The following is a 25,546-nucleotide window of genomic DNA, read 5'->3' as shown; positions in this document are numbered from 1 at the left end:
GGGGCGGGATCGGTACCAAGGGCTTATTATGCGATCTCGACGAGCAGGTCGCCCGCGTCGACCTGCTGCGTCGTGGGGATCGCCAGTCTCCTGATCGTGCCGCCCACGGGAGCGGTGATCGCGGCTTCCATCTTCATGGCCTCGATCGAGGCCACCGTCTGGCCGGCGACAACCACGGCACCCTCCTCCACCTGCAGGGTGACGACGCCCGAGAACGGCGCGGCGACGTGGCCGTTCTTTGTCGGATCGGCCTTCTCGGCGGACTGGGAGTTGACGGTGATGCTGCGGTCGCGAACGAAGACGGGACGCATCTGTCCGTTGAGGGTCGCCATCACCGTGCGCATTCCCTTGTCGTCCGCCTCACCGATTGCCTCGAGCCCCACGTAGAGACTGACGCCCTTGCTGATCTCGACGATGTGTTCGGAGCCCTGGCGCAGACCGTAGAGGTAGTCAACGGTGTCGACGACCGACAGGTCGCCGAACTGTTCACGGTTCTCTTCGAATGTTGCGGTGGGGGCTGCGAACAGCAGGCGGTTGAGGGTGGAGCGACGGGTCGCCGTGTCCCCCGCGAGGCCCGCACGCTCGTCGTCGGTCAGTTCCTCGACGCCGATCTTCACTTCACGCCCGGCGAGAACCTTGCTGCGGAAGGGTTCCGGCCATCCCCCGGGCAGGTCGCCCAGTTCCCCGGCCATGAAACCGATGACCGAGTCGGGGATGTCGTACTTGTCGGGGTTCTGCTCAAAGTCGGCCGGGTCGGCATCCGCGGCGGCAAGCGCGAGGGCGAGGTCGCCCACGACCTTGGACGACGGCGTCACCTTCGGCGGGCGACCGAGCATGACGTTGGCGGCCGCGTACAGGTCCTCGACCTTTTCGAATCGGTCGCCCAGCCCGAGGGCAATTGCCTGCTGGCGCAGGTTGGAGAGCTGCCCGCCCGGGATCTCGTGCTTGTAGACCCGACCCGTCGGTCCCGGCAGGCCCGACTCGAACGGCTTGTAGACGTGGCGCACTGCCTCCCAGTAGGGCTCAAGGTCGGAAACCGCCTGCAGGGAGATGCCGGTGTCGCGGTCGGTGTGCGCGAGGGCGGCGATGAGCGCGGAGGCCGATGGCTGGCTCGTGGTGCCCGCCATCGGCGCACTTGCGACATCGACGGCGTCGGCGCCAGCCCGGCTTGCGGCCAGGAGCGTCGCCAGCTGTCCGCCTGCGGTGTCGTGGGTGTGCACGTGCACGGGAAGATCAAAGCGCTCGCGCAGGGCCGTCACGAGCTTCTCAGCCGCTCCGGCGCGCAGCACTCCCGCCATGTCCTTGATCGCGATGATGTGTGCTCCGGCATCGACGATCTGCTCGGCGAGACGAAGGTAGTAGTCGAGCGTGTACAGCGTCTCGTTCGGATCGAGGAGGTCGGCGGTGTAACACAGCGCCACCTCGGCGACGGTGGTGCCGGTCGCCAGAACGGAATCGATCGCCGGGCGCATCTGCGACACGTCGTTCAGGGCGTCGAAGATGCGGAAGATGTCGACGCCGGTGGCGGCAGCCTCCTTCACGAACGCGTCCGTGACCTCCGTCGGATACGGCGTGTACCCCACGGTGTTGCGTCCGCGCAGCAGCATCTGGATGTTAACGTTCGGCAGCGCCTCCCGCAGCGTGGCCAGCCGCTCCCACGGATCCTCGGCCAGGAACCGCAGGGCAACGTCATAGGTCGCACCGCCCCAGGCCTCGACGGACAGCAGTTCGGGCGTCATTCGGGCAACGTACGGCGCGACGGCGACCAGGTCGCGGGTTCGCACGCGAGTCGCCAGCAGCGACTGGTGGGCGTCGCGCATGGTGGTCTCGGTGACGGCGAGAGCCGTCTGCGCGCGCAGAGCTGACGCGAATCCCACCGGCCCAAGCTCGAGCAGTCGCTGGCGCGATCCGGCCGGCGCGGGAACGCTGAGGTCGATGTCCGGCAACTTGAGGGACGGATTGAGGATGCCACTGCCGCTGCCATTGGGCTGGTTGACGGTCACATCGGCCAGCCAGTTGAGCACCTTCGTGCCGCGGTCCTTCGACTCGTGCCCGCGCACGAGCCACGGGCGCTCCTCGATGAACGAGGTGCTGAGGTCGCCGGCGGCGAAGTCGGGGTCTTCCAGCACGGCCTGCAGGAACGGGATGTTGGTGGTGACTCCGCGCAGACGGAACTCGGCGAGCCCCCGCTTCGCACGGGTGACCGCGGCGGCGAAGTCGCGGCCACGGCAGGTCATCTTCACCAGCATCGAGTCGAAGTGTGGGGAGATCTGGGCTCCCGCGCTCACGGTTCCGCCGTCGAGGCGGATGCCCGCCCCACCGGGCGACCGGTAGGTGGTGATCTTGCCGGTATCGGGGCGGAAGCCGGCGGCCGGGTCCTCCGTGGTGATGCGGCACTGCAGCGCAACGCCGCGCAGGTGCAGCTTGTCCTGGGTGAGCCCCAGCTCCTGCAGGCTCTGTCCCGCGGCGATGCGCATCTGGGACTGCACGAGGTCGACGTCGGTGACTTCTTCCGTCACCGTGTGCTCCACCTGAATGCGGGGGTTCATCTCAATGAAGAAGTGCTGGCCCTTCCGCTCCCCCGCCGTGTCGAGCAGGAACTCGACGGTTCCCGCGTTGACGTAGTTGATCGACCGGGCGAACGCGATGGCGTCCCTGTACATCGCCTGGCGCACGTTCTCGTCCAGGTTCGGTGCCGGAGCGATCTCCACGACCTTCTGGTGGCGGCGCTGCACGGAGCAGTCGCGCTCGAAGAGGTGAACAGTCTCGCCCGAGGCATCCGCCAGAATCTGCACTTCAATGTGCCGGGGACGCACGACGGCCTGCTCAAGGAACATGGTGGGGTCACCGAAGGCGCTGTCGGCCTCGCGCATCGCCTCTTCGAGGGCGCCGCGGAGATCGGAAGCGGATGCCACGCGACGCATGCCGCGTCCACCACCGCCCGCGACCGCCTTGGCGAAGATCGGGAAGCCGATGTCGGCGGCACCCGCGAGGAGTTCTTCGATGTCGCGCGATGCGGGAGTCGACTTGAGTACCGGCACTCCGGCGGCGATGGCGTGCTCCTTGGCGGTGACCTTGTTGCCGGCCATCTCCAGCACCTGGGTGTGGGGGCCAATGAACGTGATGCCGGCATCGGCGGCGGCCTGGGCCAGGTCGGGGTTCTCGGAGAGGAAGCCGTACCCGGGGTAGATCGCGTCCGCGCCCGACTCTTTGGCGACACGGATGATCTCGGCGACATCCAGGTACGCGCGGACCGGATGGCCCTTCTCTCCGATCTGGTACGCCTCATCGGCTTTCAGGCGGTGCATGGAGTTTCGATCCTCGTAAGGGAAGACAGCAACCGTGCGTGCGCCGAGCTCAAATGCGGCGCGAAACGCCCGAATGGCGATCTCGCCACGGTTTGCTACGAGAATCTTTTTGAACATGCGGTCCTCTCCGACGTCGCCAATCCTATGGCGAACATGGCCGATGACAGGCGTGAGAGGTGTCGGGACACTCACGCAGCTTTAGGTTGTTTCAGACTAGTGAAGGTATCGTCGTTACTCGTGCACGTACTCAGCGTCAGCTCCCTCAAGGGGGGCGTAGGGAAGACTACGGTGACGCTCGGGCTTGCGTCCGCGGCCTTCGCCAAGGGTTTGCGTACCCTCGTCGTCGATCTTGACCCGCAATCGGACGTGTCTACGGGCATGGACATCAGCGTCGCCGGTCATCTCAACGTCGCGGATGTGCTCGCCTCCCCCAAGGAGAAGATCGTTCGCGCGGCCATTGCGCCGAGCGGGTGGACGAAGGGGCGTCCCGGCAAGATCGACGTGCTCATCGGTTCTCCCTCCGCCATCAACTTTGACGGCCCGCACCCGAGCATCCGCGACATCTGGAAACTCGAAGAGGCTCTCGCCAACGTCGAGGCCGACTACGACCTGGTGCTCATCGACTGCGCGCCCTCCCTCAATGCCCTCACGCGTACGGCGTGGGCGGCCAGCGACCGCGTTACCGTCGTGACCGAGCCCGGCCTGTTCTCCGTTGCCGCCGCAGACCGCGCTCTGCGTGCCATCGAGGAGATCCGCCGTGGCCTCTCCCCCCGCCTGCAGCCGCTCGGCATCATCGTCAACCGCGTGCGTTCGCAGTCCCTTGAGCACCAGTTCCGCATCAAGGAACTCCGCGACATGTTTGGCCCCCTCGTTCTCAGCCCCCAGCTTCCGGAGCGCACGTCGCTGCAGCAGGCGCAGGGTGCGGCTCGTCCCCTCCACATGTGGCCGGGCGAGAGCGCGCAGGAGATGGCTCGCAACTTCGACCAGCTTCTCGAGCGGGTCATGCGCACCGCCAAGATCGGTGACTACAGCGAACCTCGCTGACGCGTCATCCGCGGTCGCCGCATACCAGTCTGGACGGTAGCTACGCCACAGTTCTCGCGCGCCGCACGATCGTCACGCCCGTCGCTCGCGACGGTGCGCGTCCGCGGCGCCACCACCGGGTGAGTTCACCCGGTCAGGAACCGAGGGTCAGGAGGCCTTCGAGGTGCGACGGGCAGCGAGCTCGTCGGACGGGTCTTCACCCTTGACCGAGTCGAGCTCGACGAGGCTGGTTTCAACCTCGCGAAGGACCTTGCCTACGGCGATGCCGAACACACCCTGGCCGCGGCTCACGAGGTCAATGACCTCGTCGTTGGAGGTGCACAGGTAGACACTTGCGCCGTCGCTCATCAGCGTGGTCTGCGCCAGGTCGCTGATGCCGGACTCGCGAAGCTGGTTCACGGCGACGCGGATCTGCTGAAGCGAGATGCCGGTGTCGAGAAGACGCTTGACGAGCTTGAGCACGAGGATGTCGCGGAATCCGTACAGACGCTGCGAGCCCGAACCCGCGGCTCCCCGCACGGTTGGCTCGACGAGCTGGGTGCGAGCCCAGTAGTCGAGCTGGCGGTAGCTGATGCCGGCGGCACGTGCTGCGACAGCGCCGCGGTACCCGGAATCGTCGTCGAGGTCGGGCAGACCGTCGGTGAACAACAGACCCTGATCGTAGCGAGACGCCTCGCTACGGCTGAGTTCACTCATGTCACGGCCCTTCAATGCCAGCGTCTCTCAAACGTTCAGGTTTAAGTTGACACTTATAGTTTGTGTTACCCCACGGTACCGAGGCGATCTGCCCCGATCAACGACATTCGCGCAATGAATTTGGCGTGTCGAAATGGGGCGCGATTATTGCTGAAGCTTGGACAGCGCGGAGCGGATGATGCTGCCCCGCACAATCTCGAGTTGACCTGCTATTTCTCGCGCAAGCTCCGCCGCCTTCGCCCTGCTCGACGCATCCTTGCGACGGGCAACCGGGATCAGCGCACTCTCGATAAGCCCGAGCTCTCGCTCGGCCGCGGCCCGGAAGCCACGCAGGTGTCGCGGTTCAATGCCGGACCGCTGCAGCTCAACGAGCGAGCGCAGCACCGACAGTGCATCCTCACCGAACAGGTCGGCGGGAACGATCAGGGACGCGGAGATCGCGTCGTTGAAGAGCATGACCGTAGCGCCGGCCTCGCGGATCAGTTCTTCGCGGGAGAAGCGACGCTCGCTGGAGAGCATCGACGGCGACTGGACGGCGCCGCCCGGCAAAACCGGCTGGCGGCCCGCGTCGAGTTCGTCGAGGTAACCGCGGATGACCTTCAACGGAAGGTAGTGGTCACGCTGCATGCCGAGAACGAACCGCAGGCGGTCGAGATCGGCGGTGGAGAACTTGCGGTACCCAGACTCCGTACGGGCGGGCGACACGAGCTGGCGCTCTTCGAGAAACCGCAGCTTGGAGGGCGTCAGGTCCGGAAATTCGGGGTTCAGTCGCGCCAGCACCTGTCCGATGCTGAGCAGCGCTGCACTTGCCGGTTCACGAACCTGGGCGGACGACCGCGGCACTATTTGCTGGCCAGATGCGCGAGGTCAACGCGCGACGAGTAGAACGTCAGGCGGAACTTGCCCACCTGCACCTCGGACCCATCGCTGAGCTGTGCCGCGTCGATGCGGGAGCCGTCGAAGTACGTGCCGTTGAGGGAGTGAAGGTCGCGCACCTCAAAGCTGGTGCCGGTGCGACGGAACTCGGCGTGACGGCGGGACACCGTGACGTCGTCGAGGAAAATATCGGCTTCGGGATGACGCCCCACCGTGGTGACATCGGCGTCAAGCAAGAATCGCGCTCCCACGTTCGGACCACGGCGAACCACCAACAGGGCAGAGCCGGAGGGAAGTGCTGCAATCGCTTCGTGCTCACCCGTGGTGACATCGGCGCCCATCGCTGCGAGCTGAGCCGCGAAACCACCCGTGAAGGTCATTGTCGTGTCAGTCTCACGCGGTCCATTTTCTGGCTCGCGAGGTGCGTTTTCGGGGGCGTCGCCCTCGTTGTCCGTACCAGCCATCATGAACCTCCCTTAGCTTCCAAGCGTATCGGATGACTTTGCGCTCTCGACCCGCGGGATCCGAATAACCCGTGCGGTTTCCCCCAGGTAGATAAAGCCCGCCCACCAGTACAGGAATGCGCCCCAGATCGCGAACGCCCAGCCTATTGGATTGGTAAGCCACGCGGCATCCGGAAATGCCTGTCCAATCATGAGGATGGGGAGCGCGTAGAACAGCGCAAACGTGGCCACCTTGCCCAGGTGGTGCACGGGCAACGGCCCGTACCCGAAGTTGGCAAGGATGATGCCCAGCACCAGGAGCATCACATCCCGGCCGATGATGACCGACGTCAGCCACCAGGGCAGGATTCCCCGCACAGACAACCCGATCAGCGCGGCAAAGATGAACAGCCGGTCAGCGGCCGGATCCAGCAGTTGTCCGAGGCGGGTGATCTGGTTGAACCTGCGCGCGATCACGCCGTCGAGGTAGTCGGAAATACTGGAGAACACGAGGACCGCGAGGGCCCAGACATCCTGGCCAAGGATGATGAAAATCAGGAAGACGGGCACGAGGGCCAGCCGGATGAAGCTCAGCACGTTGGGCACCGTCCACACGCGCGAACTCACTTCGGATTTGACGTCGCCTGGCACAGTTCCTGAGTCTATCCAGTGCATCCTGCCCAACTAAGCTTTTGTGTATGGATCCCCTCTTGCTCGTTGTGTATATTGCCGCGGCCGTGTGCGTCTTTGCGTGGGTCGCTTCGCTGATCTCCCATGATCACTCCTGGGTCGACCGCATCTGGTCCATCGTTCCCGTCGTCTACGTCTGGGTCTTCGCGGCCTCGGCCGGCCTGTCCGACCCGCGGCTGAACGTTCTCGCCGTCATCGTCACCCTGTGGGGCGCGCGGCTGACCTTTAACTTCGCGCGTCGCGGTGGGTACACCGGCACCGAGGACTACCGATGGGCAATCCTGCGCGCCCGCATGTCGCGGTGGCAGTTCGAGCTCTTCAACCTCTTCTTCATCGTCATCTACCAAAACTTCATCCTGGTCGCCATCACCCTGCCCGCGTACACCGCGTACCTCAACCGCGGCACACCCTTCGGATTCCTCGACGGACTCCTCGCGGTGATTTTCCTCGCGTTCCTTGCCGGCGAGACGATCTCCGACCAGCAGCAGTGGTCGTTCCACGCGCGCAAGGCAGCCGCGGCTGCGACCGGGGACACCACGCACCCGCGCTTCCTGCAGACTGGCCTGTGGCGCTTCTCCCGTCACCCCAACTTCTTCTTCGAGCAGTCCCAGTGGTGGATCGTGTTCTTCATCGGCGCCGTCGCCGCCGGAACGGTCCTGGAGTGGACGGTGCTCGGCGCCGTGCTGCTCACCACCCTCTTCATTGGGTCGACGATCTTCACCGAGAGCATCACCAAGTCGAAGTACCCGGAGTACTCCGACTACCAGGCGACGACCTCGCCGATCGTGCCGTGGCCCCCGCGCCGACCGGCGTCTGAAGTTGCGCCGCGCACCAACTGATACAACCCCCACAAATGGGGACAGTGGACGACCCTGCGCCCGGACGTACCCTGAATCACGAAACACACCGTGGCGCTGACGCCTCAGCCGTCGAACATCGTGTCGCTGACATCACACCGTAAAGATCTCCTCGGACCCGAACGGGGAGTGCCGCCTTCACCGGCGGCGGAGCGGTCAGCGTCCGACGGATTCAGGCATCCGAGAGCCTTGCCGTCGGCGCTGGCCGCTCGAGCCCCATGGCCCGTGACCCGCCGCTTCATCACGCTGCGCAGCCGGCTCCCGCCACACAACGATGACGCGCGCCGCGTGTAATTCGCGATGGCGCACCCTCAACGCTGTAGCGTGAATGCATGTCGTGCATCCGCTTTAACACCCCCGCTCAACGCCAGGCCATGCGGGACTACGCTCCCGTCATGCTCACGGCCGAAGAGGCAGCCGCGCTGCACCCGGCGCCCGCGATGACCGACACCAAGATCGCACGACTGCGACTGCTGGCCGCCGACCCCAACCCCAAGATCCGGGAGAGCGCCGCGAGCAGTTACCACACGCCGGAAGACGTCATGATTGCCCTCGCGGCGGACCCCAATGAGGGAGTTCGCAGCTGCGTCGCGCGCAACGAGACGACCCCGTGCGATGTGCTGCGGTCGATGGCGGATGACCCGTCGGACGTGGTGCGCGGATGGCTCGCCGTGAACTTCTACGTTCCCGCCGACGTCATGGAGCGCCTGGCGCAGGACGACAGCGACACCGTGCAGGCACTGGTGCGCTGGAAGAGCGACCTCGCCCTCGCCGAGTAAGCGGCTTCACTGATGGCGGACGACGTCACCTCGGCGCGCGTTGACAGCTGGATCTGGGCGGTACGCGTCGTCAAAACCCGGTCCCAGGCGACCGCGGCCTGTCGTGCCGGCCATGTGAAGGTCAATGGTGAGCGCGCCAAGGCGGCTCAGTCCGTGCGCATCGGGGATGAGGTGCGCGTCCGTGACTCCGGGTTTGACCGGATACTCGTGGTCAGACGCCTTCTCGTGAAGCGCGTGAGCGCCACCGTTGCGGCCGAAAGCTTTACCGACCTGACTCCCCCGCCACCGCCCCGCGAGGAAATCGCGCTTGCTCCCATGCGGGACCGGGGAGCCGGCCGACCCACCAAACGCGAACGCCGCGACCTCGAAAAGCTGCGCGGTCGCGACAGCGATCTCGACTGAGCGCCTTCGTCGGCTGACCCCCTGCGCGGTGTACCCGGCAGATGCACGGTTAGCGGCGTAGCCCGTACCCGATACTGGAATCTGAACCCGAGAGGACGCCATGACGCGTTACGACGAAAAGCCCTGGCTCGCCGCCTACGCCCCGGGCGTTGCCCACGAAATCGAGCCGGTGACCGAGTCATTGATCGACATGATGGACGCCAGCGTCGGACGCTATCGGCGCAAGACAGCGCTCGAGTTCTTCGGCGCCGAGACCACCTACGGAGAGCTTGGCGATCAGATCGCCCGCGCGGCCGAGGGCCTGCGCAAGCTCGGCGTGCGTGCCGGCGACAGGGTTGCTCTCGTGCTGCCCAACTGCCCGCAGCACGTCGTTGCCTTCTATGCGATCCTCCGCCTCAAGGCGATCGTGATCGAACACAACCCGCTCTACACGGCGCGAGAGCTTCGCCACCAGTTCGAAGACCACGGGGCGCGCATCGCCATCGTGTGGGACAAGATGTACGACACCGTCGCCGATTTCCCCGCGGACATCAAGCTGGAGAGCCTTGTCTCCGTCAAGCTGACCGACGCCATGCCGCTCGGCAAGCGCCTCGGCCTCATGCTGCCGGTGCCGAAGGTGCGCTCGATGCGCTCCGCGCTCACCGTCGCCCCCACGGGCCGCCACGTCTTCACCTGGAGCCGGCTCCTGGACGGCAGGCGCTTGTCCCGCCGTCACCCGCGGCCGACCGTCGATGACGTTGCCCTCCTGCAGTACACCAGCGGCACGACCGGTAATCCCAAGGGCGCCATCCTCAGCCACGGCAACCTGCGGGCGAACGCCATGCAGGGCCGCGCCTGGGTGCCCGGTCTTCAGCTGGGCAAGGAGAACTTCTACGGCGTGCTGCCGCTGTTCCACGCGTACGGCATGACGCTGTGCCTGACCTTTGCGATGAGCATCGGTGCGAAGCTCGTGTTGTTCCCCAAGTTCGACGTGGACCTCGTCATCGCCGCGCTCGAGAAGTCTCCCCCGACGTTCCTTCCCGCGGTTCCTCCGATCTACGAGCAGCTGTCGCGCGCCGCCGAACGCCGCGGCGCGGACCTGTCAACGATCAGGTTTGCGATCTCCGGTGCCATGTCGCTGCCTGTCGCCACCGTCCAACGCTGGGAAGAAGTCACCGGCGGCCTCCTGGTCGAGGGATATGGCATGACGGAAGCCTCGCCCATCGCTCTCGGAAACCCCATCGGACCGAGCCGCAGGCCCGGGACCGTGGGCGTTCCCTTCCCCAGCACCGACATTCGCGTCGTCGATCCCTCCGACCCCACCGTTGACCGCCCCGAGGGCGAGGCGGGCGAGCTGCTCATTCGTGGGCCCCAGGTGTTCCAGGGGTACTGGGGTCGCCCCGCCGAGACGGCGGCTGCGCTGCTGGATGGCGGATGGCTGCGCACGGGCGACATAGTCACCGTCTCGCCCGATGGCTTTGTCACCGTCATTGATCGCCTGAAGGAGATCATCATCACCGGCGGCTTCAACGTCTCCCCGTCGGAGGTGGAGGAAATCCTGGTGACTCACCCCGATGTCGAAGCAGCCGCGGTCGTCGGTCTCCCCCGGCCCGGAGGAGACGAGGAAGTCGCCGCCGCGGTGGTGATGCGAGACGGCGCCGAGCTCGATTCCGCTGCGCTCCGCGACTTCTGCCGCACCCGCCTCGCGGGCTACAAGGTTCCCAAGCGAGTCATCGCCCTCGACAAACTGCCCCGCTCGCTCATTGGCAAGGTGGAGCGTCGCCGCGTGCGCGAATTGGTCCTCGCCGAGCTGGGCCGCTAATACCCGCGAGTCGCAGGCAGGACGGCTCGACCGTCAACCCGTCTATCGGCCGCAGTCGTGGCTGATCCTCAATTACACAAAACCGCCTTTTTCGACCCACCGGGATGGTTATTTGTCGAAATCGCCCAGGTCAACTGCGATACACCTTGCCTGTAACAGTACAGACAACTCTGTCCCCCATTTGCCCCCTGATGGGGGGCAAACCGAGCGTTCGGTCCACCTCCCCGCGGAGGCCCGGATGCGAGGCGAACGGACCGCTCTGTACACCCCACCTGCAAATAATCCTAAGGATTAGCTGGGAATGGCGGCCGCACGGGACATCCGCTCTCCGCCGCCGTCCTGTCGACGGAAGTGAAATCGGTTTCACTTTTGTACCCCATTTTTGCACCCAATTGACCCGCACTTTCGGCGTATTGCGTGCATCGAAGAATACGAGTCGCATAGAATATGAAAGTGACTGATCCCCGCATAACTAGAACGCGCCTGCACGTCCTGCTGACCGCACGACGCATGCTCATGGAGCGCAGTGGCGAGCCCCTGACCTTCAGCAGCCTCTCGAAGGAAGCCCAGGTCTCCCGACGCACGCTGTACGTGCACTGGGGCACCATCGAGCAGGTCATCAGCGAAGCCGTGACCATGCAGAACTCTCAGGAGTCCACGGACCTCGCCGGAATGTCGCCTCGCGAACTGCTGCGACACTTCCTCGTCGAGGTTCGCACCGGCATCAACGAACCCGTCACCAACGTCGCTCTGTCCACCCTGGTGAACCACGCCGCCCAGGACGACAAGGCATCCGCGTCGCTCGTCGCGATGAGCGAGGCGCGCATCGCCCAGTTCACCGCCGAGGTCGCGCCCATCACCGCGGAGCAGTACACCCGGCTCGTCGGACCTATCTACTTCGCCGAGTTCATGACCCGGGTGCCCGCGTCCGACGAGTTCATCGAAACCCTCGTTGATGAGGGTATGCAGCTCCTCGGACTGCGCGAGTCCGCCTCGATCTAAGCTCGCGCGGCAACGCACACACCGCAGAAAAGGGGCACCTCCTCACGGAAGTGCCCCTTTTCTGCGTTAACCGCTACTTCGTGGCGTCAGTCCCCGCGGTCGGGGCCGGGGTCGCGGGCGCCTTCGTCGCTGTCGACCGAGGCGTGGACATTGCCTTGCCCGCGGCGTCACCGGTGGCACGTCCCGTGACGATCTCGGCGATGTCGATTCCCGTCAGGTCGCGAACAATCTGCGTGGACGTCGCGAGCTGGGATGCGACGCCCTGACCGACCTGCTCCGTGCCCGCACCATCGGAGGAGATGATTGTGAGATTGGAGATGGCCGCGAGCGGCTCCGACGCGGCACGGATGATCTGCGGAAGCTGGCCGATGACCTGCTGACGGAGGAGGTCGTCTGCACGCTCCTCGAGGGCGTCGGCCTGCGCGCGGGTCGCTTCCGCTTCAGCAGCACCCTTGACCCGGATGGTGTTTGCCTCGGCCTCGCCCTCGGCCCGCAGCGCCTCCGCGGCGGCGATGCGCCGGTTCTTCTCGGCAACGCCCTCTGCCTCGATAGCCTCGGCCGCACTCCGGCGACGGTTGCGCTCGGAAATACCTTCGGCCTCGACGGCTTCCGCGGCGGACTTGCGGCTGTCGCGGCTGGCGTTGGCCGCGGCGACGCTCGCCGCACCGGACGCCTGCGCACGCTTCTCCAGCGCATATGCCTCGGCATCGGCCACGGCGCGAATCTCGGCGTCGAGCTCCTGCTTGCGCAGACCCACCCGCTTGCCCGCGGTGACCTCCTGCTGCGCCACGACCTCCTGCTGCGCAATCGCATCTGCAAGAGGTTTGGCAGCCGATGCCTCGGCCCGGGCCTTGTCCGTCTCTTTCTGAATCTCGGCGTTCCGCAGATCCAGCTTCCGCTGCTGTTCGGCGACCGCCTGCTCTGCACCGATCCGCGCTTCCTCGGACGCCTGGCGGGACATGGACTCCGCGATCTCTGCGACCTGCTTGACGCGCGCAGCTTCTCCACGACCCAGGTCACGGATGTAGCCGTTGTCGTCGTCGATTTCCTTGATCTGGAGCGTGTCGATCTGAAGGCCCTGCACGTCGAGGGAATCGCGCACTGCCTCGAGCACCTGTCCCTGGAGCGCGGACCGGTTGGTAATGATCTCGGTGACGGTCAGCTGACCGACGATGGAGCGCACCGAGCCGCTGAGCACCTCTTCCGTGGAGGTCTCGATCTGGTCCTGCTGGTTGAGGAATCGCTGGGCGGCAGCCCTCACCATGGATTCGGAACCACCCACCTTGACGACCGCGACGGCGTTGACGCGAATGGTGATGGCGTCCCGGGTCTGGGCGGTGGCCTGCACGTTCAGCTGACGACTGCGCAGGCTGAGCTTGAAGTGGGCCTCAACGATGGGTTTAACGAAGACGCGGGATCCGAACACCACGCGCTGGCCGGCGTTCTCGGTCTCGGCAGAGCCGGGCTTCAGGGTCTTCTGCCGAGAAGTGACGATGATCGCTTCATCGGGTTTGGCGACCTTGATACCGGACAGCAAAACGATGGCGATGATGACGATGACAACAACGACGGCGGCGAGAATGACGCCTGTCACCAGGAAATCGGTGGGCATGGGGACCTTTCGTACGTAAGACGCGTGCGATGGACGACATGCTCCCGAAGCAAATTCCGAGAAGCACTCGGAATCAGTATGCCCGACCGCCCCGACTCGTCGGAGGCAAATATGTCTCCGCTCAGTTCACCCTGACGGCACCGCTGAAGAGGATGAGGACTTTTCAGCTCACCCCCAAACGGGGAACTACCTGGCCGCCACCGTGAGCTTCGGAGCGGACGGAGCCCGGCTCGATGCCACCTGAAGTCCCACCTGGTTGCTGGCACCGGGGGTCATCGCGGCCGCCCATCCGTCTCCGGAACACGTGATGGAGGTTCGCACCTTCACACTGCACCTCATTCCCCACGCGTTGACAACGCTGGTGACGTTGGGGTCGGGCCAGGTGACGCTCCACCCAGCCGCGCCGGTCGAACTGCTGACCTGAAGCCCCACGACGTAGCCCGCGTTCCACCAGCTTTGCGGAGTCCACGTCACCGCTACCGCCACCGTTCCGGCCGACTTCCCGCTGGACGCGCCGGGAGTGGGCTGGGTGGTCGTCGATGGTGCCGGCGTTACGGGAGCCGTGGTCGACGGAGTGTTCGGGGGCGCGGGGGTGGCAGGCACCGCCACGGGTTTGGTCGAACCGACCGGCACAGGCTTCGTCGTGCCGAGGAGGGGTTTGAGGGCGGCGAGCTTCGCTGTCTGCAGCGAGGTCCAGTCGTCCTTCAGCAGTCCCCCCGTGTCACCACTGTTCGGGTTGAAGGACCAGTAGGCGTAGCTCATGCCGGTGGTCTTCAGATAGGTGACAAGGGTGGACATCCACTGCTTGTCCGAGGTTGTCTCCAGCTTGCTGCCAAACTCGCCGAGCAGGATCGGCGCGACCTTCTTCTTGGCAATCAGGCCCCAGTTCTTGTCCCACACACCGGGCAGGTTCTTGGGGTAGTTCGCCGCGCTGAACCACTTCTGCGCGTAGATCGAGGAGGGGTAGTCGTGGGGTGAGTAGACCACCCGCTTGGATACCGCGAGCTTCACCGGCTTCGCCAGCACATCGGCGAGGCCACCACCCCACCAGGTGCTGCCCGTCGACTGGTTCTCGACACCCTCGATGATGATGAGCACGTTCGGGTTCACGGCGAGAACGGCGTTTCCCGCCCGGTTCGCCGCCGCCCGCCAGTCAGTCTTTGCGTTGCCGCAGCCCCAGCATGCGGTGCCGTGCGGCTCGTTGTGCAGATCGAATCCGATCACGTTGGACTGCGACTTGTACCGCTTGGCCAGCGACTTCCAGTCGCCGATCCATCGCGCTTCGCTCCACTGCGCCGTGTACCAGAGAGCAGACTGCGCGCCGGAGTCGGGGCGGTGACGGTCGAGAATGACGTTGAGCCCCTTGGCCTTCGCCTTCGCGATGAAGATATCCATCACCTGCAGCGGCTTCTTACCCTTCAGCGTCGGGTTGAGGGAGAAATCGATGGAGTTGGTGGATGTCGCGGCGAGACACTCATTCGAGAACGGCAGCCTGATCGTGTTGAAGCCCATCGACTTGATCGTGGTGAGGCCGGCGTCGAGCCCGATCTGCCACAGGCCGTGCGGGGCACAGTTTGATGTTTCCATCCCGAACCAGGCGACTGCCTTGATGATGTAAGTCTTGCCGGCGGAGGTGCGAATGGCCGAACCATCGGTGTGCAGCCATCCGGACGTCGCCGGTGCGGCGGCAGAAGCGGACGGCGCGGGAACAACGGCCGTGAACGTCGCGCACACCAGAATGGATGCCGCGACGGCGGCGATCACGCGTGCAATACGAACGCTCTTCATGCGTCATTTCCCCCGGGGTCTGAAGCTGCAATGTGACGGCACTCATCGCCCACACTGGTGATCCTATGCATTACGCACCCACGGCGCCACGCGGCGGGAGGGACACGCCGCTCACCTTAGGCCCGTCCGGTTCACGGAATCAGCCGAGGTCGATGGGCAGATCGTAGGGCGGATGACGCAAATGGCTGTCGCGCGTCCGCAGCCTGGCCATAAACGCGGCCACCGGTACGAATTCGTCGGCGCCGAGAAAGTCGGTGAACTCGTCCTTTGAAATACGAAGGACCACGGATGTCGCGCGCGTGAAGAGTTCCCGTCCGGCGTCGGTGATGCTCGTCTGGATGACCCGGCGATCGCTCTGGGACGTGGTCCTGTCCACGAGGCCCAGTTTGCCCATCGACGTGATGAGATTGCTCGTCGATCCGCTGCTATAGAGGAGCGAGGCAGAAATCTCACCCACCGTCATCGTCTGCTCCGGCGCCGACATCAGGTTGTAGAGCAGGTCGTACTGGGACCACGTCACTCCCGGATCGGCCCGCAGGGCTCGTTCGATGAGCCGCATGATGCGGGTGTGCGCGAGCACGAAATCGGCCCATACGGCGAAGTGCGCGGCGTCGGGAGCGGTGGGCGGCTGCTCCGCGGGCGAATCATGATCCATTCTCGAACCCTACCGGCATGTTTTGGGTCGTCGATGTGTTGCACTTGTATGTACAAACATCTGTAGGTACAGATGTATCTCGATTCAAAGGAAAAACCTCCATGTCAGACGTTTCCGTTCTCGTTCTCGTGGGCAGCCTTCGCGCCGGCTCCACCAACCTCCAGCTCGCCCACGCGGCCTCGGAGATCTCCGCGGACGGCGTCTCGCTGACGATCTTCGATGGGTTGTCCGACATCCCCTTCTACAACGAAGACATCGATGTCGAAGGCTCCGTGCCCGCCGCCGCCGAGACATTCCGCGCCGCCGTGTCCGCGGCAGACGCCCTCCTCGTACTCACCCCCGAGCACAACGGCACCATCCCCGCCGTTCTGAAGAACGCGATCGACTGGTCATCACGCCCGTTCGGTGCAAGCAGCGTGTCCGGCAAGCCGCTCGCCGTCATCGGCAGCGCCTACGGACAGTTCGGTGGAGTGTGGGCCCAGGACGAGACCCGCAAGGCGTTTGGCATCGCTGGCGCGACCATCCTCGATGACGTCACGCTGTCGATACCCGGATCCGTTGTCCGTTTCGCCGAGACGCACCCGCGCGACGACGCGGAGGTTGTCGCACAGCTGACGGCCGTCGTCGACGGCATCGTCCGCGCGCTGGAGACCCCTGCCGCGGCGTAGTCAGCCTGCGTGAGCTACGGCGATCGCCTCGCCCGGTAGCCACTCCACCGAGTGGCTACCGGACGGCGGCGGTCGCCGTACTTGTTTGTGCGAGCTTCGTGAAGCCGCTCTTCGTACCCGTGATCGTGACGGTGATCGGCTTCCCACGGTCGGCGGCGACCAGCACATAGCTGGACTTCGTTGCCGAGCGGATGACCGCTCCCGCCCGCTTCCACTGATAGCTCAGCGTCACCCTGGCCGGAGTCCACGCACCCGCAACCGCGGTGAGCTTCTGGCCGACGGCCGGCGTCCCTGCGACCGTGGGGACAGCGGCGGTCAGCCTGCCTCCGGTCACCACAGCGGTCTGTTTGCTCCCCCGGGCTACCGCAACGTAGCCCGTGCGGGTGCCGGTGACAGCAACGGTGAGACGGTTGCCCGCGTCGGCCTGGGAGACGGTATAGGTCGCGGCGGTGGCGCCGGGGATCGACTTACCCGATCGCTTCCACTGGTAGGTGAACGCGACGCCCGCGGGTGCCCACTTCCCGGTGACGGCAGTGAGCTTCTGGCCGACCCGGGGAGTGCCCTTAACGGTCGGAACAGGTGACGCGCCGAGAACATTGAGGATCGCAACGGTCGCGGTGCTCGTCGCTCCGGCAGACCGGAAGCCGGTCTTGCTGCCGGCGACGGTCACCGAAATGACGTGGCCAATGTCGGCGCGTGCGAGGGTCATCGTCGACTTCGTCGCCTTCGAGATGGCGACGCCGTCCCGGCGCCACTGGTAGGTGAGGGAGACGGCCGACGGCTTCCACGCCGCGGTGTGGGCTGTCAGCTTCTGCCCGACGACACGGCTGCCGGCGATGGTCGGCTTCGGTGCCGTGATGGTGCCACGCAGGTGACTCCACGGGCTCGAGGCATCCGTCGCTCCCGCCTTCTGCATCGTCGTGTCGCTGATGACGACCGCGGCAGCGCCCGAGGCGGGCTGGGCGGCGACGGGGAGAGCGGCTCCCCCGGTGATCTGGTAGGTCGTGCCGCTGGGTTGCGCCGTGACTCGCGTGCCGTCGGCGGGGTAGAAGCGCAGGTGGTTCCAGTTATCGGCGGGACTCGCCGTGCCCGCGTTCGCAATGCTCTTGTCGGATACCGAAATGGTCGGCTGTTTTCCGCCGTAGGCGGCCCAGGAGCCGACGGCGACGGGTGCGCCGCCCACGATCGTGTAGACGAGGTTGCTCGGCTTACCGAGGAGGAAGGTACCGTCGGACGGGTATTTGTTGAGGCCAGCCCACTGCGCGGCGGAGAGCACCCCGGTCGGCTGCTGTCCGTAGTAGGCGTCCCAGGTCGCGACGTAGATGGCGGCTCCCCCGACGATCCGGTACGCCTTGCCCTTGTAGGTGACGAAGGTGCCGTCGTCCGTACTCGTGGCCATGTCGTGGAAGTGAATAAAGCCGGTCGGACCCGAGGCAGAGATCACGCGGGTGTGATAGCTCGCCGAGCCCTGGTAGTTGTATTCCTCGATGGTGATGGTTCCGTCGGCGTTGACCGACTCCACCCACGCGACGTGGTTGCTCGCCCACCAGGCGATGGAGCCGACCTGCGGCGTCGTATCGACCTTGTACCCGAGGGCCGCGGCCTTCGGTCCCCAGTCCTCCGCGTTGGCGTGGAACGGAATGGTGAATTCGTTACGTGACGAGAGGCGGAAGGCGGCGAACGACGTGCACTGGCGGATCGTCATGCCCCAGGTGTCGAACTTCTTGGTGTCCGCGGGCATCGAGCGCCAGGCGGTCGGGTAGTCATCGGTGCCGGCCAGTGCGGCGGGCGCGTTGACGAACGCGAGTCCGGCGAACAGGGCCGTGGCCGCCAGCACGGCGCCAAAGCGGCGTGCCCATAGTGTTGTCGCGGTCATGCGCTGGTGGTCCCCCGGTGATTGCGCTCGACAGGGAGAACCCCACAGCGAGACGTTCTCGAACCGTAACAGCTAGCCGCGGGCAGGTCCAGACCGGGCTTCCTGGGTGCGGTGGGTGTCAGAGAGTCAGGATGATCCGGGGCCGCTGCCCCGGGACATCCCGAAGCTCCGTCCGCACCGCCGTGTAATTGGGAATGCGCGGGAGCCCGACCGTATTGGGGCTGGCTACGTCGCCCACCACCACGACCCGGGTGCCGGCGGCAAGCGCCGAGGCGATGCCGGCTTCCGCGTCTTCAAACACGACGATGTCGCCCGGGTCCACGCCCAGCGCCGTCGCCGCCTTCACGTAGGGCTCCGGGTGCGGTTTGCCGTTGTCGGCATCTTCGGCGGCGACGAGCACCGCGGGCATCGGAACTCCGATGGCGTTCATACGCAGCCCGGCGAGACGACGGGGCGCCGAGGTGACCAGGGCAATCGATGCGGCCGGCAGGGTCGCGATGAAGGCGGCGGCACCGGCGATTTCGAGCACCTCGGCCTTGCTGGCGAATTCGAACTCGGACAGGTCGCGGGAGACTTCCGCCACGTCGACACCCCGTGGCCCGAAGCGGAGAACCGTGTCTTCCATCTGCCGGCCGTGCGAGACACTGAGAATCTCGGCCAGATCGAGGCCAAACCTGTCGGCGAATCTGGCCCAGACGCTCTCGACCACGGGGGTGGAGTCGACGAGCGTGCCGTCCATGTCGAAGAGGATTGCGGCCACGTCGATGGTGCTGTCTGTCATGACCCCATTGTCCCGCACGAGCGGAACACCCTGGCGTGGCGAGGCTCTAGCGGGTGGAGTCGGCCAGCGGGATGAGCCGGAAGATGCGCAGCACGCGGCCGGCCGCACGCTCGTAGCCGCGGTAGCCGGGCCACTGGCGTTCGATATAGCGCCACACCGCCTCGCGCTCGTCGTCACCGATGAGAGTCGCCGTCACGGGAATGGTGCGACCGTGCACGGTCACCGAGGCCGTCCGGTGCGCCAGCAGGTTGGCGGTCCACGCCGGATGGGTGTCGCGGGCGAAGTTGCTGCCGGTCACGAGCATCCGCCCGTTCGGTTCGGGGCAGTACATGAGGGGCGTCTCCCGCTCGAGACCGGACTTCGCCCCCACGGTGTGCAGCACCAGCGACGGCACGAGCAGGCCGCTCATCTGTACGCGTCCGCCGGTGATGCGGGCGATGCCACGTTCGAGGGGCGGCATCACCGTCGGTCCGACCCGACGAAAGAATCGCGACCGCGAGAAGCGGGCGACGAGCGACCGGACACCGCGGACAACGGACGACATGGGTCGAGTCTTCCCCAATTACTGGCCGAGGAGCCATCCATCCGGCGCGGCGAGTTCCGTGGCCGATGCCGGCCCCCACGACCCGCGCGCGTACTTCTCCACGTCCGGACGGTCGTCGAGAATCGGCGCGATGGCGGCCCAGGCCGACGCGAGGCCATCTGGACGGGTGAAGAGCGACCGGTCACCGAGAATGACGTCGTTGATGAGCTTGACGTACGGCGGCAGCGGGTCGGCGTCCTCCACATGGGCGAGCGGGAGGGACGCGACAGCAGTGGCGAGTTCGAACTCGGCGCCCGGTTGCTTGACCACGAGCTTGAGATCGATTGCCCCGCCCCCGGTCAGATCGATGGAGAGCACGTTGCCCGCCACCGGAGCATCGTGGCTGAGGGGCCCCGAGGCCGGCTTGCGGAAGATGATGTTGACCCGCTGCTCGCTCGCGGCCAGTTGCTTTCCGGTGCGCAGGAGGAACGGGACATCCCGCCAGCGGTCGGTGTCGATCCACAGGCGGGCGGCAACGAAGGTGTCCATCGTTGAGTCGCTGGCCACCCCCTCCGTCTCGGTGTACCCGTCGAACTGGCCGAACACCACGTCGTCCTTGGCCAGAGGGCGGAACGCGGAAATAACCGACTCGCGTGCGGCCTGCACATCGTCGGGCTTCATCGACACGGGCGGCTCCATCGCGATCTCTGCCGCGAGCTGGAACAGGTGCGTCACGATCATGTCGAGGAAGGCGCCGGTCGCGTCATAGAACTCCGCGCGGTCGTCGATGTCGAGGGTCTCGGGCACGTCGATCTGCATCGCGCGGATGTGCTCCCGGTTCCACACGCCGTCGAAGAGACCGTTACCGAAACGGAGGGCATGCAGGTTTTGCGAGCCCTCTTTGCCGAGGAAGTGGTCGATGCGGAACACCTGGGATTCGTCGAGAACCGCGTGCACCGCGTCATCCAGCTCCGTGAAGTTGTCGGGGGACGTGCCGAACGGCTTCTCGTAAACGACCCGCGAGCCTTCGGCCAGCTTGTGCTCGCCAAGCCCCTCGGTAATCGGGATGAAGGCCGACGGAGGCACCGCGAGGTAGTGGATGTACTGGGCGTCATCGCCGATGTCGTCTTTCGCATCCGCGAGAACGTCGAGCAGCGATCCGGGCGTCGACTTGTCGAAGCCGCCGCCGGCAAACCGCAGGTTCTTGCTGAAGGCGTCCCAGACATCGCCCTCCGGCGCCGGGCCGAACTCGGTGAGCACCTCACTGACGTGCTGGCGGAAGTCATCGTGCGAGACATCACCGCGGCCGTTACCCACCAACAGCCACTTCTTGGGCAGCAGATCGTGCTGGGCAAGCTGGAAAAATGCCGGTAGCACCATGCGCTTGGCAAGATCCCCCGTCGCTCCGAACAAGACAAATACGGTAGCTCCGGCGTCGGATGCCTGTGTCATGAGAGTGTGCTCCTCGTTGGCGGTCTTTTCATCCTCCTACAGCGTGGAGACGTATGCGCTGAATGCCACGAAGATACTCAGCGCGATCACAGCCGCGAACAGCAACAGCCAGATCGGCGACGGAATATGGCTGCGCTGGTAGAGCAGGTACGCGTCGGACGACCGCAACTCGCCCCGCCGCGACACGTGCACCGACACCACGTTGAGGTAGGCGCGAACCGCTCCCACGATCAACGCTGTCCCGAGCACGAGAAGCGCATAGCCCTGCACCTCCGGCGGCGCGTATACCCAGAGCAGAACGCTGACCGCGGCCGAGACGAGCACAACCAGGACGCCGAAGAGGTTGCGAATGAAGACCAGGGTGAGGACGAGGATGACCCCACCCACGGCGAGCGCCGCGGCGGTGTACCCCTGAAAGACGCTCCACACGAGAGCCGCTCCCACCATCGCCGGGGCGGGGTATCCGAAGAACCCCGAGAACACGCCGCTGAAGCCGCCCCTGCCCGAGCTGTGGGTCGTGCCCGACTGATTGCGGTGCACCCGGATCCCGGCGAGAACGCGACCGGTGAGCAGCGCGGCGAAGGCGTGACCAAGTTCGTGAACGAGGGTGATGTAGACCCCGAAATAGCTCCAGATCACCCGCGGAATGCACAGCACCACGGCCGCCGCCACGATCAGCAGCACGGCGGTGACGGACACATCGAGAGGAGCGGTCTGCTGGAACACGGTGGGAAGGGAGAATTCGGGAGCGCTCAGTGAAGTATCGATACGTCCATTGTCGGGTATGCCCCCGGGAGCCCGGTCAGCGGGGAGCCGGCGAACCCAGCCGGGACTCGCAGTAGACGTAGAAGCCGACGAACGCGAGCAACGACACCAGTATCCCCACGACAAACCCACCCGCGGCAGGGCGGGTCCAGTCGAGGTCGCCCCGGGCGATGAGCAGCGCCCCGGCGATGAACACGAGACTGACGATCTGCGCCTGGAAGATCGACCGGAACGCGCTCCAACGCGCGTCGGTCAGCAGCCAGACGTTCACCATTCCCGGCAGCGTGAGGATCGCCCCGACCACCCGTGCGGTCAGCGGGGTGAGGGGCCACGCCCATACGTCGACAGCGATGCCGGGAACCACGAACAGCACCACCCCGCACACCATCGCGATGATTCCGATCACCGCGATGACCACGCGGGGCGCGAGGGGAATGACGAAGTCGCGCGCCTCCGCGGTGCGCGGGTCCTTGTGCCGTGCCATCACGAGCACCGCGGCCACCGCGAACGGCGTTGTCACGTACAGCACCACCCAGGTCACAAACGAGATGTGCCCGAAATGGAAACGGTCCCAGTGCAGAAATGTCGCGACTCCCATGAGCGTCGCGAACACCACGACGGCGGGAAAGCCGTGCGCCACCCTGTGCCACAGCCGGTCCCTCAGCACGCGGACGAAGAACCATATGCCGCCCGCGTAGGCGGAACCCAGGAACATCGCGGTCAGGGTAGGCGCGATCGTCCAGGCGAAGAGGTCATCCGTCCGTGTCGGCAGAACGTACAGCAGGAACACCGCGGCGACGAGAAACGGCACGATGACCAGCGACAGCCACCAGGTGTACGCGGTCACCCGATCGTCGCCGACGGTGCGGACGGTGGATGACCCGGTCACGGTGTCACCCCCACAGAGAGGGCGAGCGACACCGCGTCATCCGCGTCCATTGTGTGTCCCTCCGCGCGGGCTTCGACGAACTCCGGGGATGCCGCTCCTCCCGGCAGAGCGTCGATGTACTGCTCGTGGAACGAGAATGCCGGGGCGTTGAACAGGCCACCGCGCTCGCGGAGCCGCTGGGTGGCACCAAACAGCACACCTGTCCGGTGGATGTCGCCCGCGGCGGCGGCGAGACCCACAAATCCCTCAAGCCCGTACGCGACGCCCTCCGCGTGCCCCAGGCGCAGGGCAAGCCGCAGACACGCGTCGAAGTCCGCCGCGGCCTTCACGGTCTCCCCCAACACGAGCTGTGTCCAGCCCAGGTGGTGGTAGGCGATCTCCTCGCCGAGCTGGTCACCCTGGGCAAGGGTGAGCTCGAGGCTTTCTTCGAACCTGTTGAGGGCGGCATGAGCCTTTTGCTGCAGGAGCGCGACGCGTCCGAGGGTGATGAGGGCGAGGGCTTCTCCCCACCGGTCCCGTGCGGAACGGAACAGCCCGAGCGCGGATTCGAGGGCATCGTCGGCCTCACCCGGCCGGGGAGGGCGCTCGGTCAGCAGGGCAAGCGCGACGGACACGAGCGCGAGCGCCTCACCGGGAGCGTCCTCGTCGGCATGGAACAGCGCGGCGCTCTCGGTGAGCCCGGGCAGAATTCGACCGTCCGGGTCCTGCCAGAAACCGATCGCGCACGTGAAGTACAGCGCAATCGCCCGCGCCCTGCCGGACAGCGCCTCTCCACCGGCGGTCAGGAGCTCCTCCATCAGGGAACGGACCTCCCCGAGGTGTCCCCCTACCCACCAGAACAGGTACAGCGTCCAGGCGAAATCGGCGGCCGTGTCCCAGTCCCGGCGGTCGAGAAGGTACCGCATCCCAGCCCGGATGTTGTCGTGGTCGAGGGAAAGCTGGGCCAGCCAGGCGCGCTGCTCCGCGCCCTCGAGGGCGAACTCGACGTGCGCTCCCAGCGTCACGAAGTAGCGGCAATGCCGGGCCCGCACCTTGTCACCCCGTCCGGACGCGTCCAACTGTTCCCGCGCGTGCTCCGCCACCGTCGACAGCATCGTGAACCACGACGTGCCCGACCTGTCCTGCTCGCGCACGAGGCTGCTGTCGACGAGCGCCCCGAGCAGCGTGATTGTGTCGTCGGAGTCACCCGACACCTGCTCGGCTGCCTCGAGGGTGAAACCGCCCTCGAACACCCCGAGGGTCGCCAGGAGTGACCGTTCCTGCTCGGTGAGCAGGTCGGTGCTCCACTGGATGGTGCCACGGAGAGTCTGCTGGCGTTCGGGAAGGTCACGGCCGCCGCCGGCAAGCAACGGGAGACGTCGGTCGAGGCGGGCGAGCATCGCCTGCGGAGTGAGCACACGGGTGCGGGCGGCCGCGAGCTCCAGGGCAAGCGGAACTCCGTCGAGACCAATGCAAATGCGGGCGACGGCCGCCGCGTTGTCCGCTGTCAGCTCGAAATCGGGCTTGACCGCGTGAGCCCGCTGCACGAAGAGCTCGATGCACGGGATGCGGGCCGCTTCCTCCACGGTGATCGACGCTTCCGCGGCGGGGAGTGCGAGCGGTCCCACCTCAAAGTTGCGCTCGGCAGAGACCCGGAGAATCGAGCGGCTGGTGACCAGAAGCTTCACCCCCGGGCTCGACTGCAGCAGCCCGATCAGGGTGGGCGTGGCATCCAGAACCTGCTCGAAGTTATCGATGACCAGAAGCGACCGGCACCCCCGCAACGCCAACGCGATTTTTTCGGGCAGGTCCTGACTGCCGGTGTCCTGTACCCCGAGCGCGGTCGCGATCGTCACCGGCACCAGCGCGGCGTCGTGGAGGGAGGACAGATCGATGAAAAAGATGCCGTCGGGAAAGTCCGCAGTCATCCGGGTTGCCACGTCGATGGCCAGCCGGCTCTTCCCGATGCCACCGGGGCCCGTCAGGGTCAACAGTCGCACGGCGTCGCGGCGCAGCAGTTCCTGCACGGCGAGGCTCTCGTGTTCTCGCCCCACAAGTTCCGTCAGCGGCGCCGGCACCCGTTGCGGCGCAGACGCACGGGGGCGATCTGCCGGTACCGGAGTCGGTGATCTCCGGCTCTGGTCGAATCGCTCCGCCAGCAGCGTCGCCAGGTCGGCCTCCATCAGCTGGGCGAGCTCGTCGGCCGTCGAAAAGTACTTGAACGACGCGGTGTCGTCGGCGCGGATTCGGTTAAGCAGCTCGGTGAGACGGGGCTCCCGCGCCTGACTTGGCTCCTTGATGTAGATGAGCTTGGGCAGCTCGGGAGCGAGGTTGTATTCGTCTTCCAGCCCGGAGACGGCCTCCCCCGGAGCGACCCAGCCGTAGCGGTCCCAGTACAGGCCGATGAAAACGTCGCTCTGATCCAGGTAGGCGCGGTACAGGTCCCGGGGCGGATGCGGTCGGGCACCGAGCTCGAACATCACCGGTGCCAGATGCAGTTTCTCAATCGCGACCCGCGCCGCCTTCCGCTCGTCGGCGAGCTCGCGCAAAGTCGAGCTGACAAAGACGCGCAGTCTTTGGTCGGGAGTACGGATACTGCTGGGCGGGCTATCCATAACGTTGAGTCTGGGTGGGTTCGGGTTGAGAGTCTAGAAGTACGC

At 65.9% G+C, this 25,546-nt stretch carries 22 protein-coding genes; 7 read left to right on the top strand and 15 right to left on the bottom strand.

The window, feature by feature from the left end:
- Positions 1-26 precede the first annotated feature (26 nt).
- Positions 27-3,425 carry a pyruvate carboxylase gene (locus HB677_RS13920; protein WP_213816331.1) on the bottom strand — a complete coding sequence of 1,133 codons (3,399 nt, stop codon included), beginning with the start codon at positions 3,423-3,425 and terminating at the stop codon, positions 27-29.
- 120 nt (positions 3,426-3,545) lie between these two features.
- Between HB677_RS13920 and HB677_RS13915 the strand changes: the two genes are divergently transcribed.
- Positions 3,546-4,352, top strand: a complete 807-nt coding sequence (locus HB677_RS13915; RefSeq protein WP_213816330.1) for a ParA family protein — start codon at positions 3,546-3,548, stop codon at positions 4,350-4,352.
- Between the two features lie 147 nt (positions 4,353-4,499).
- On the opposite strand, the gene HB677_RS13910 is transcribed toward HB677_RS13915, so the two are convergent.
- The 4 genes from HB677_RS13910 to HB677_RS13895 form a co-directional block, all read right to left on the bottom strand.
- Positions 4,500-5,048, bottom strand: a complete 549-nt coding sequence (locus tag HB677_RS13910) for a MerR family transcriptional regulator (protein ID WP_213816329.1) — start codon at positions 5,046-5,048, stop codon at positions 4,500-4,502.
- A gap of 144 nt (positions 5,049-5,192) precedes the next feature.
- Positions 5,193-5,891 carry a MerR family transcriptional regulator gene (locus HB677_RS13905; RefSeq protein WP_307852602.1) on the bottom strand — a complete coding sequence of 233 codons (699 nt, stop codon included), beginning with the start codon at positions 5,889-5,891 and terminating at the stop codon, positions 5,193-5,195.
- The gene (locus tag HB677_RS13900; RefSeq protein ID WP_213816328.1) at positions 5,891-6,304 is read right to left on the bottom strand and encodes an FHA domain-containing protein; all 414 of its coding nucleotides are present in this window, start codon (positions 6,302-6,304) and stop codon (positions 5,891-5,893) included. Before HB677_RS13900 ends, HB677_RS13905 begins: the two co-directional genes overlap by 1 nt.
- A 96-nt stretch (positions 6,305-6,400) precedes the next feature.
- Positions 6,401-7,042, bottom strand: coding sequence for a CDP-alcohol phosphatidyltransferase family protein (locus HB677_RS13895; RefSeq protein WP_213816327.1), 642 nt, complete (start codon positions 7,040-7,042; stop codon positions 6,401-6,403).
- 23 nt (positions 7,043-7,065) lie between these two features.
- Here HB677_RS13895 and HB677_RS13890 point away from each other — a divergent pair, with 23 nt between their 5' ends.
- The 5 genes from HB677_RS13890 to HB677_RS13870 all read left to right on the top strand — a co-directional run bounded on the left by HB677_RS13890 (position 7,066) and on the right by HB677_RS13870 (position 11,898).
- Entirely contained in the window at positions 7,066-7,896 is an 831-nt protein-coding gene (locus tag HB677_RS13890; protein WP_213816326.1) for a DUF1295 domain-containing protein, read from the top strand.
- Between the two features lie 350 nt (positions 7,897-8,246).
- Entirely contained in the window at positions 8,247-8,693 is a 447-nt protein-coding gene (locus HB677_RS13885) for a hypothetical protein (RefSeq protein ID WP_213816325.1), read from the top strand.
- 12 nt (positions 8,694-8,705) lie between these two features.
- The gene (locus tag HB677_RS13880; RefSeq protein ID WP_213816324.1) at positions 8,706-9,095 is read left to right on the top strand and encodes an RNA-binding S4 domain-containing protein; all 390 of its coding nucleotides are present in this window, start codon (positions 8,706-8,708) and stop codon (positions 9,093-9,095) included.
- A 100-nt stretch (positions 9,096-9,195) separates the two neighbouring features.
- Complete coding sequence (locus tag HB677_RS13875) at positions 9,196-10,896, top strand: long-chain-fatty-acid--CoA ligase (RefSeq protein WP_213816323.1); 1,701 nt, start codon at positions 9,196-9,198, stop codon at positions 10,894-10,896.
- 453 nt (positions 10,897-11,349) lie between these two features.
- Positions 11,350-11,898, top strand: coding sequence for a TetR/AcrR family transcriptional regulator (locus HB677_RS13870; protein ID WP_213816322.1), 549 nt, complete (start codon positions 11,350-11,352; stop codon positions 11,896-11,898).
- A 73-nt stretch (positions 11,899-11,971) separates the two neighbouring features.
- Here the strand turns inward: HB677_RS13870 and HB677_RS13865 are convergent, their stop codons facing one another.
- The 3 genes from HB677_RS13865 to HB677_RS13855 all read right to left on the bottom strand — a co-directional run bounded on the left by HB677_RS13865 (position 11,972) and on the right by HB677_RS13855 (position 15,953).
- On the bottom strand, positions 11,972-13,510 hold the full coding sequence (locus HB677_RS13865; protein WP_213816321.1) for a flotillin family protein: 1,539 nt from the start codon (positions 13,508-13,510) through the stop codon (positions 11,972-11,974).
- 186 nt (positions 13,511-13,696) lie between these two features.
- On the bottom strand, positions 13,697-15,298 hold the full coding sequence (locus tag HB677_RS13860; RefSeq protein WP_213816320.1) for a cellulase family glycosylhydrolase: 1,602 nt from the start codon (positions 15,296-15,298) through the stop codon (positions 13,697-13,699).
- 139 nt (positions 15,299-15,437) lie between these two features.
- On the bottom strand, positions 15,438-15,953 hold the full coding sequence (locus tag HB677_RS13855) for a MarR family winged helix-turn-helix transcriptional regulator (RefSeq protein WP_213816319.1): 516 nt from the start codon (positions 15,951-15,953) through the stop codon (positions 15,438-15,440).
- A 101-nt stretch (positions 15,954-16,054) separates the two neighbouring features.
- Between HB677_RS13855 and HB677_RS13850 the strand changes: the two genes are divergently transcribed.
- On the top strand, positions 16,055-16,621 hold the full coding sequence (locus HB677_RS13850; protein ID WP_213816318.1) for an NAD(P)H-dependent oxidoreductase: 567 nt from the start codon (positions 16,055-16,057) through the stop codon (positions 16,619-16,621).
- Positions 16,622-16,676: 55 nt separating this feature from the next.
- Here the strand turns inward: HB677_RS13850 and HB677_RS13845 are convergent, their stop codons facing one another.
- The 7 genes from HB677_RS13845 to HB677_RS13815 all read right to left on the bottom strand — a co-directional run bounded on the left by HB677_RS13845 (position 16,677) and on the right by HB677_RS13815 (position 25,501).
- Entirely contained in the window at positions 16,677-18,497 is a 1,821-nt protein-coding gene (locus HB677_RS13845) for a CHAP domain-containing protein (RefSeq protein WP_213816317.1), read from the bottom strand.
- A gap of 118 nt (positions 18,498-18,615) precedes the next feature.
- Positions 18,616-19,278 (bottom strand): HAD-IA family hydrolase, encoded by a 663-nt coding sequence (locus tag HB677_RS13840; RefSeq protein WP_213816316.1) that lies wholly within the window; start codon positions 19,276-19,278, stop codon positions 18,616-18,618.
- 46 nt (positions 19,279-19,324) lie between these two features.
- On the bottom strand, positions 19,325-19,822 hold the full coding sequence (locus HB677_RS13835) for a nitroreductase family deazaflavin-dependent oxidoreductase (RefSeq protein WP_213816315.1): 498 nt from the start codon (positions 19,820-19,822) through the stop codon (positions 19,325-19,327).
- Between the two features lie 18 nt (positions 19,823-19,840).
- Entirely contained in the window at positions 19,841-21,253 is a 1,413-nt protein-coding gene (locus HB677_RS13830) for a glucose-6-phosphate dehydrogenase (NADP(+)) (RefSeq protein WP_213816314.1), read from the bottom strand.
- Between the two features lie 36 nt (positions 21,254-21,289).
- Positions 21,290-21,979, bottom strand: a complete 690-nt coding sequence (locus tag HB677_RS13825; RefSeq protein WP_213816313.1) for a M50 family metallopeptidase — start codon at positions 21,977-21,979, stop codon at positions 21,290-21,292.
- A gap of 76 nt (positions 21,980-22,055) precedes the next feature.
- A complete protein-coding gene (locus HB677_RS13820; protein WP_213816312.1) occupies positions 22,056-22,907 on the bottom strand; it encodes a hypothetical protein in 852 nt (283 codons plus the stop codon).
- A complete protein-coding gene (locus HB677_RS13815; RefSeq protein WP_213816311.1) occupies positions 22,904-25,501 on the bottom strand; it encodes a DUF4062 domain-containing protein in 2,598 nt (865 codons plus the stop codon). The genes HB677_RS13820 and HB677_RS13815 overlap by 4 nt, the downstream gene beginning before the upstream one ends.
- Positions 25,502-25,546: the final 45 nt, after the last annotated feature.

The organism is Glaciihabitans sp. dw_435, assembly GCF_018449675.1.
Lineage (GTDB): Bacteria > Actinomycetota > Actinomycetes > Actinomycetales > Microbacteriaceae > Glaciihabitans.
This window is presented reverse-complemented; position numbering and strand designations above follow the sequence as displayed.

Excerpts from the sequence above, each read along its gene's own strand:
- HB677_RS13830 (WP_213816314.1), bottom strand. The coding sequence starts at position 21,253 with ATGACACAGGCATCCGACGCCGGAGCTACCGTATTTGTCTTGTTCGGA.
- HB677_RS13900 (WP_213816328.1), bottom strand. The coding sequence starts at position 6,304 with ATGACCTTCACGGGTGGTTTCGCGGCTCAGCTCGCAGCGATGGGCGCC.
- HB677_RS13855 (WP_213816319.1), bottom strand. The coding sequence starts at position 15,953 with ATGGATCATGATTCGCCCGCGGAGCAGCCGCCCACCGCTCCCGACGCC.
- HB677_RS13875 (WP_213816323.1), top strand. The coding sequence starts at position 9,196 with ATGACGCGTTACGACGAAAAGCCCTGGCTCGCCGCCTACGCCCCGGGC.
- HB677_RS13880 (WP_213816324.1), top strand. The coding sequence starts at position 8,706 with ATGGCGGACGACGTCACCTCGGCGCGCGTTGACAGCTGGATCTGGGCG.
- HB677_RS13885 (WP_213816325.1), top strand. The coding sequence starts at position 8,247 with ATGTCGTGCATCCGCTTTAACACCCCCGCTCAACGCCAGGCCATGCGG.
- HB677_RS13850 (WP_213816318.1), top strand. The coding sequence starts at position 16,055 with ATGTCAGACGTTTCCGTTCTCGTTCTCGTGGGCAGCCTTCGCGCCGGC.
- HB677_RS13815 (WP_213816311.1), bottom strand. The coding sequence starts at position 25,501 with ATGGATAGCCCGCCCAGCAGTATCCGTACTCCCGACCAAAGACTGCGC.
- HB677_RS13910 (WP_213816329.1), bottom strand. The coding sequence starts at position 5,048 with ATGAGTGAACTCAGCCGTAGCGAGGCGTCTCGCTACGATCAGGGTCTG.
- HB677_RS13845 (WP_213816317.1), bottom strand. The coding sequence starts at position 18,497 with ATGACCGCGACAACACTATGGGCACGCCGCTTTGGCGCCGTGCTGGCG.
- HB677_RS13860 (WP_213816320.1), bottom strand. The coding sequence starts at position 15,298 with ATGAAGAGCGTTCGTATTGCACGCGTGATCGCCGCCGTCGCGGCATCC.
- HB677_RS13840 (WP_213816316.1), bottom strand. The coding sequence starts at position 19,278 with ATGACAGACAGCACCATCGACGTGGCCGCAATCCTCTTCGACATGGAC.
- HB677_RS13895 (WP_213816327.1), bottom strand. The coding sequence starts at position 7,042 with ATGCACTGGATAGACTCAGGAACTGTGCCAGGCGACGTCAAATCCGAA.
- HB677_RS13890 (WP_213816326.1), top strand. The coding sequence starts at position 7,066 with ATGGATCCCCTCTTGCTCGTTGTGTATATTGCCGCGGCCGTGTGCGTC.
- HB677_RS13920 (WP_213816331.1), bottom strand. The coding sequence starts at position 3,425 with ATGTTCAAAAAGATTCTCGTAGCAAACCGTGGCGAGATCGCCATTCGG.
- HB677_RS13865 (WP_213816321.1), bottom strand. The coding sequence starts at position 13,510 with ATGCCCACCGATTTCCTGGTGACAGGCGTCATTCTCGCCGCCGTCGTT.
- HB677_RS13835 (WP_213816315.1), bottom strand. The coding sequence starts at position 19,822 with ATGTCGTCCGTTGTCCGCGGTGTCCGGTCGCTCGTCGCCCGCTTCTCG.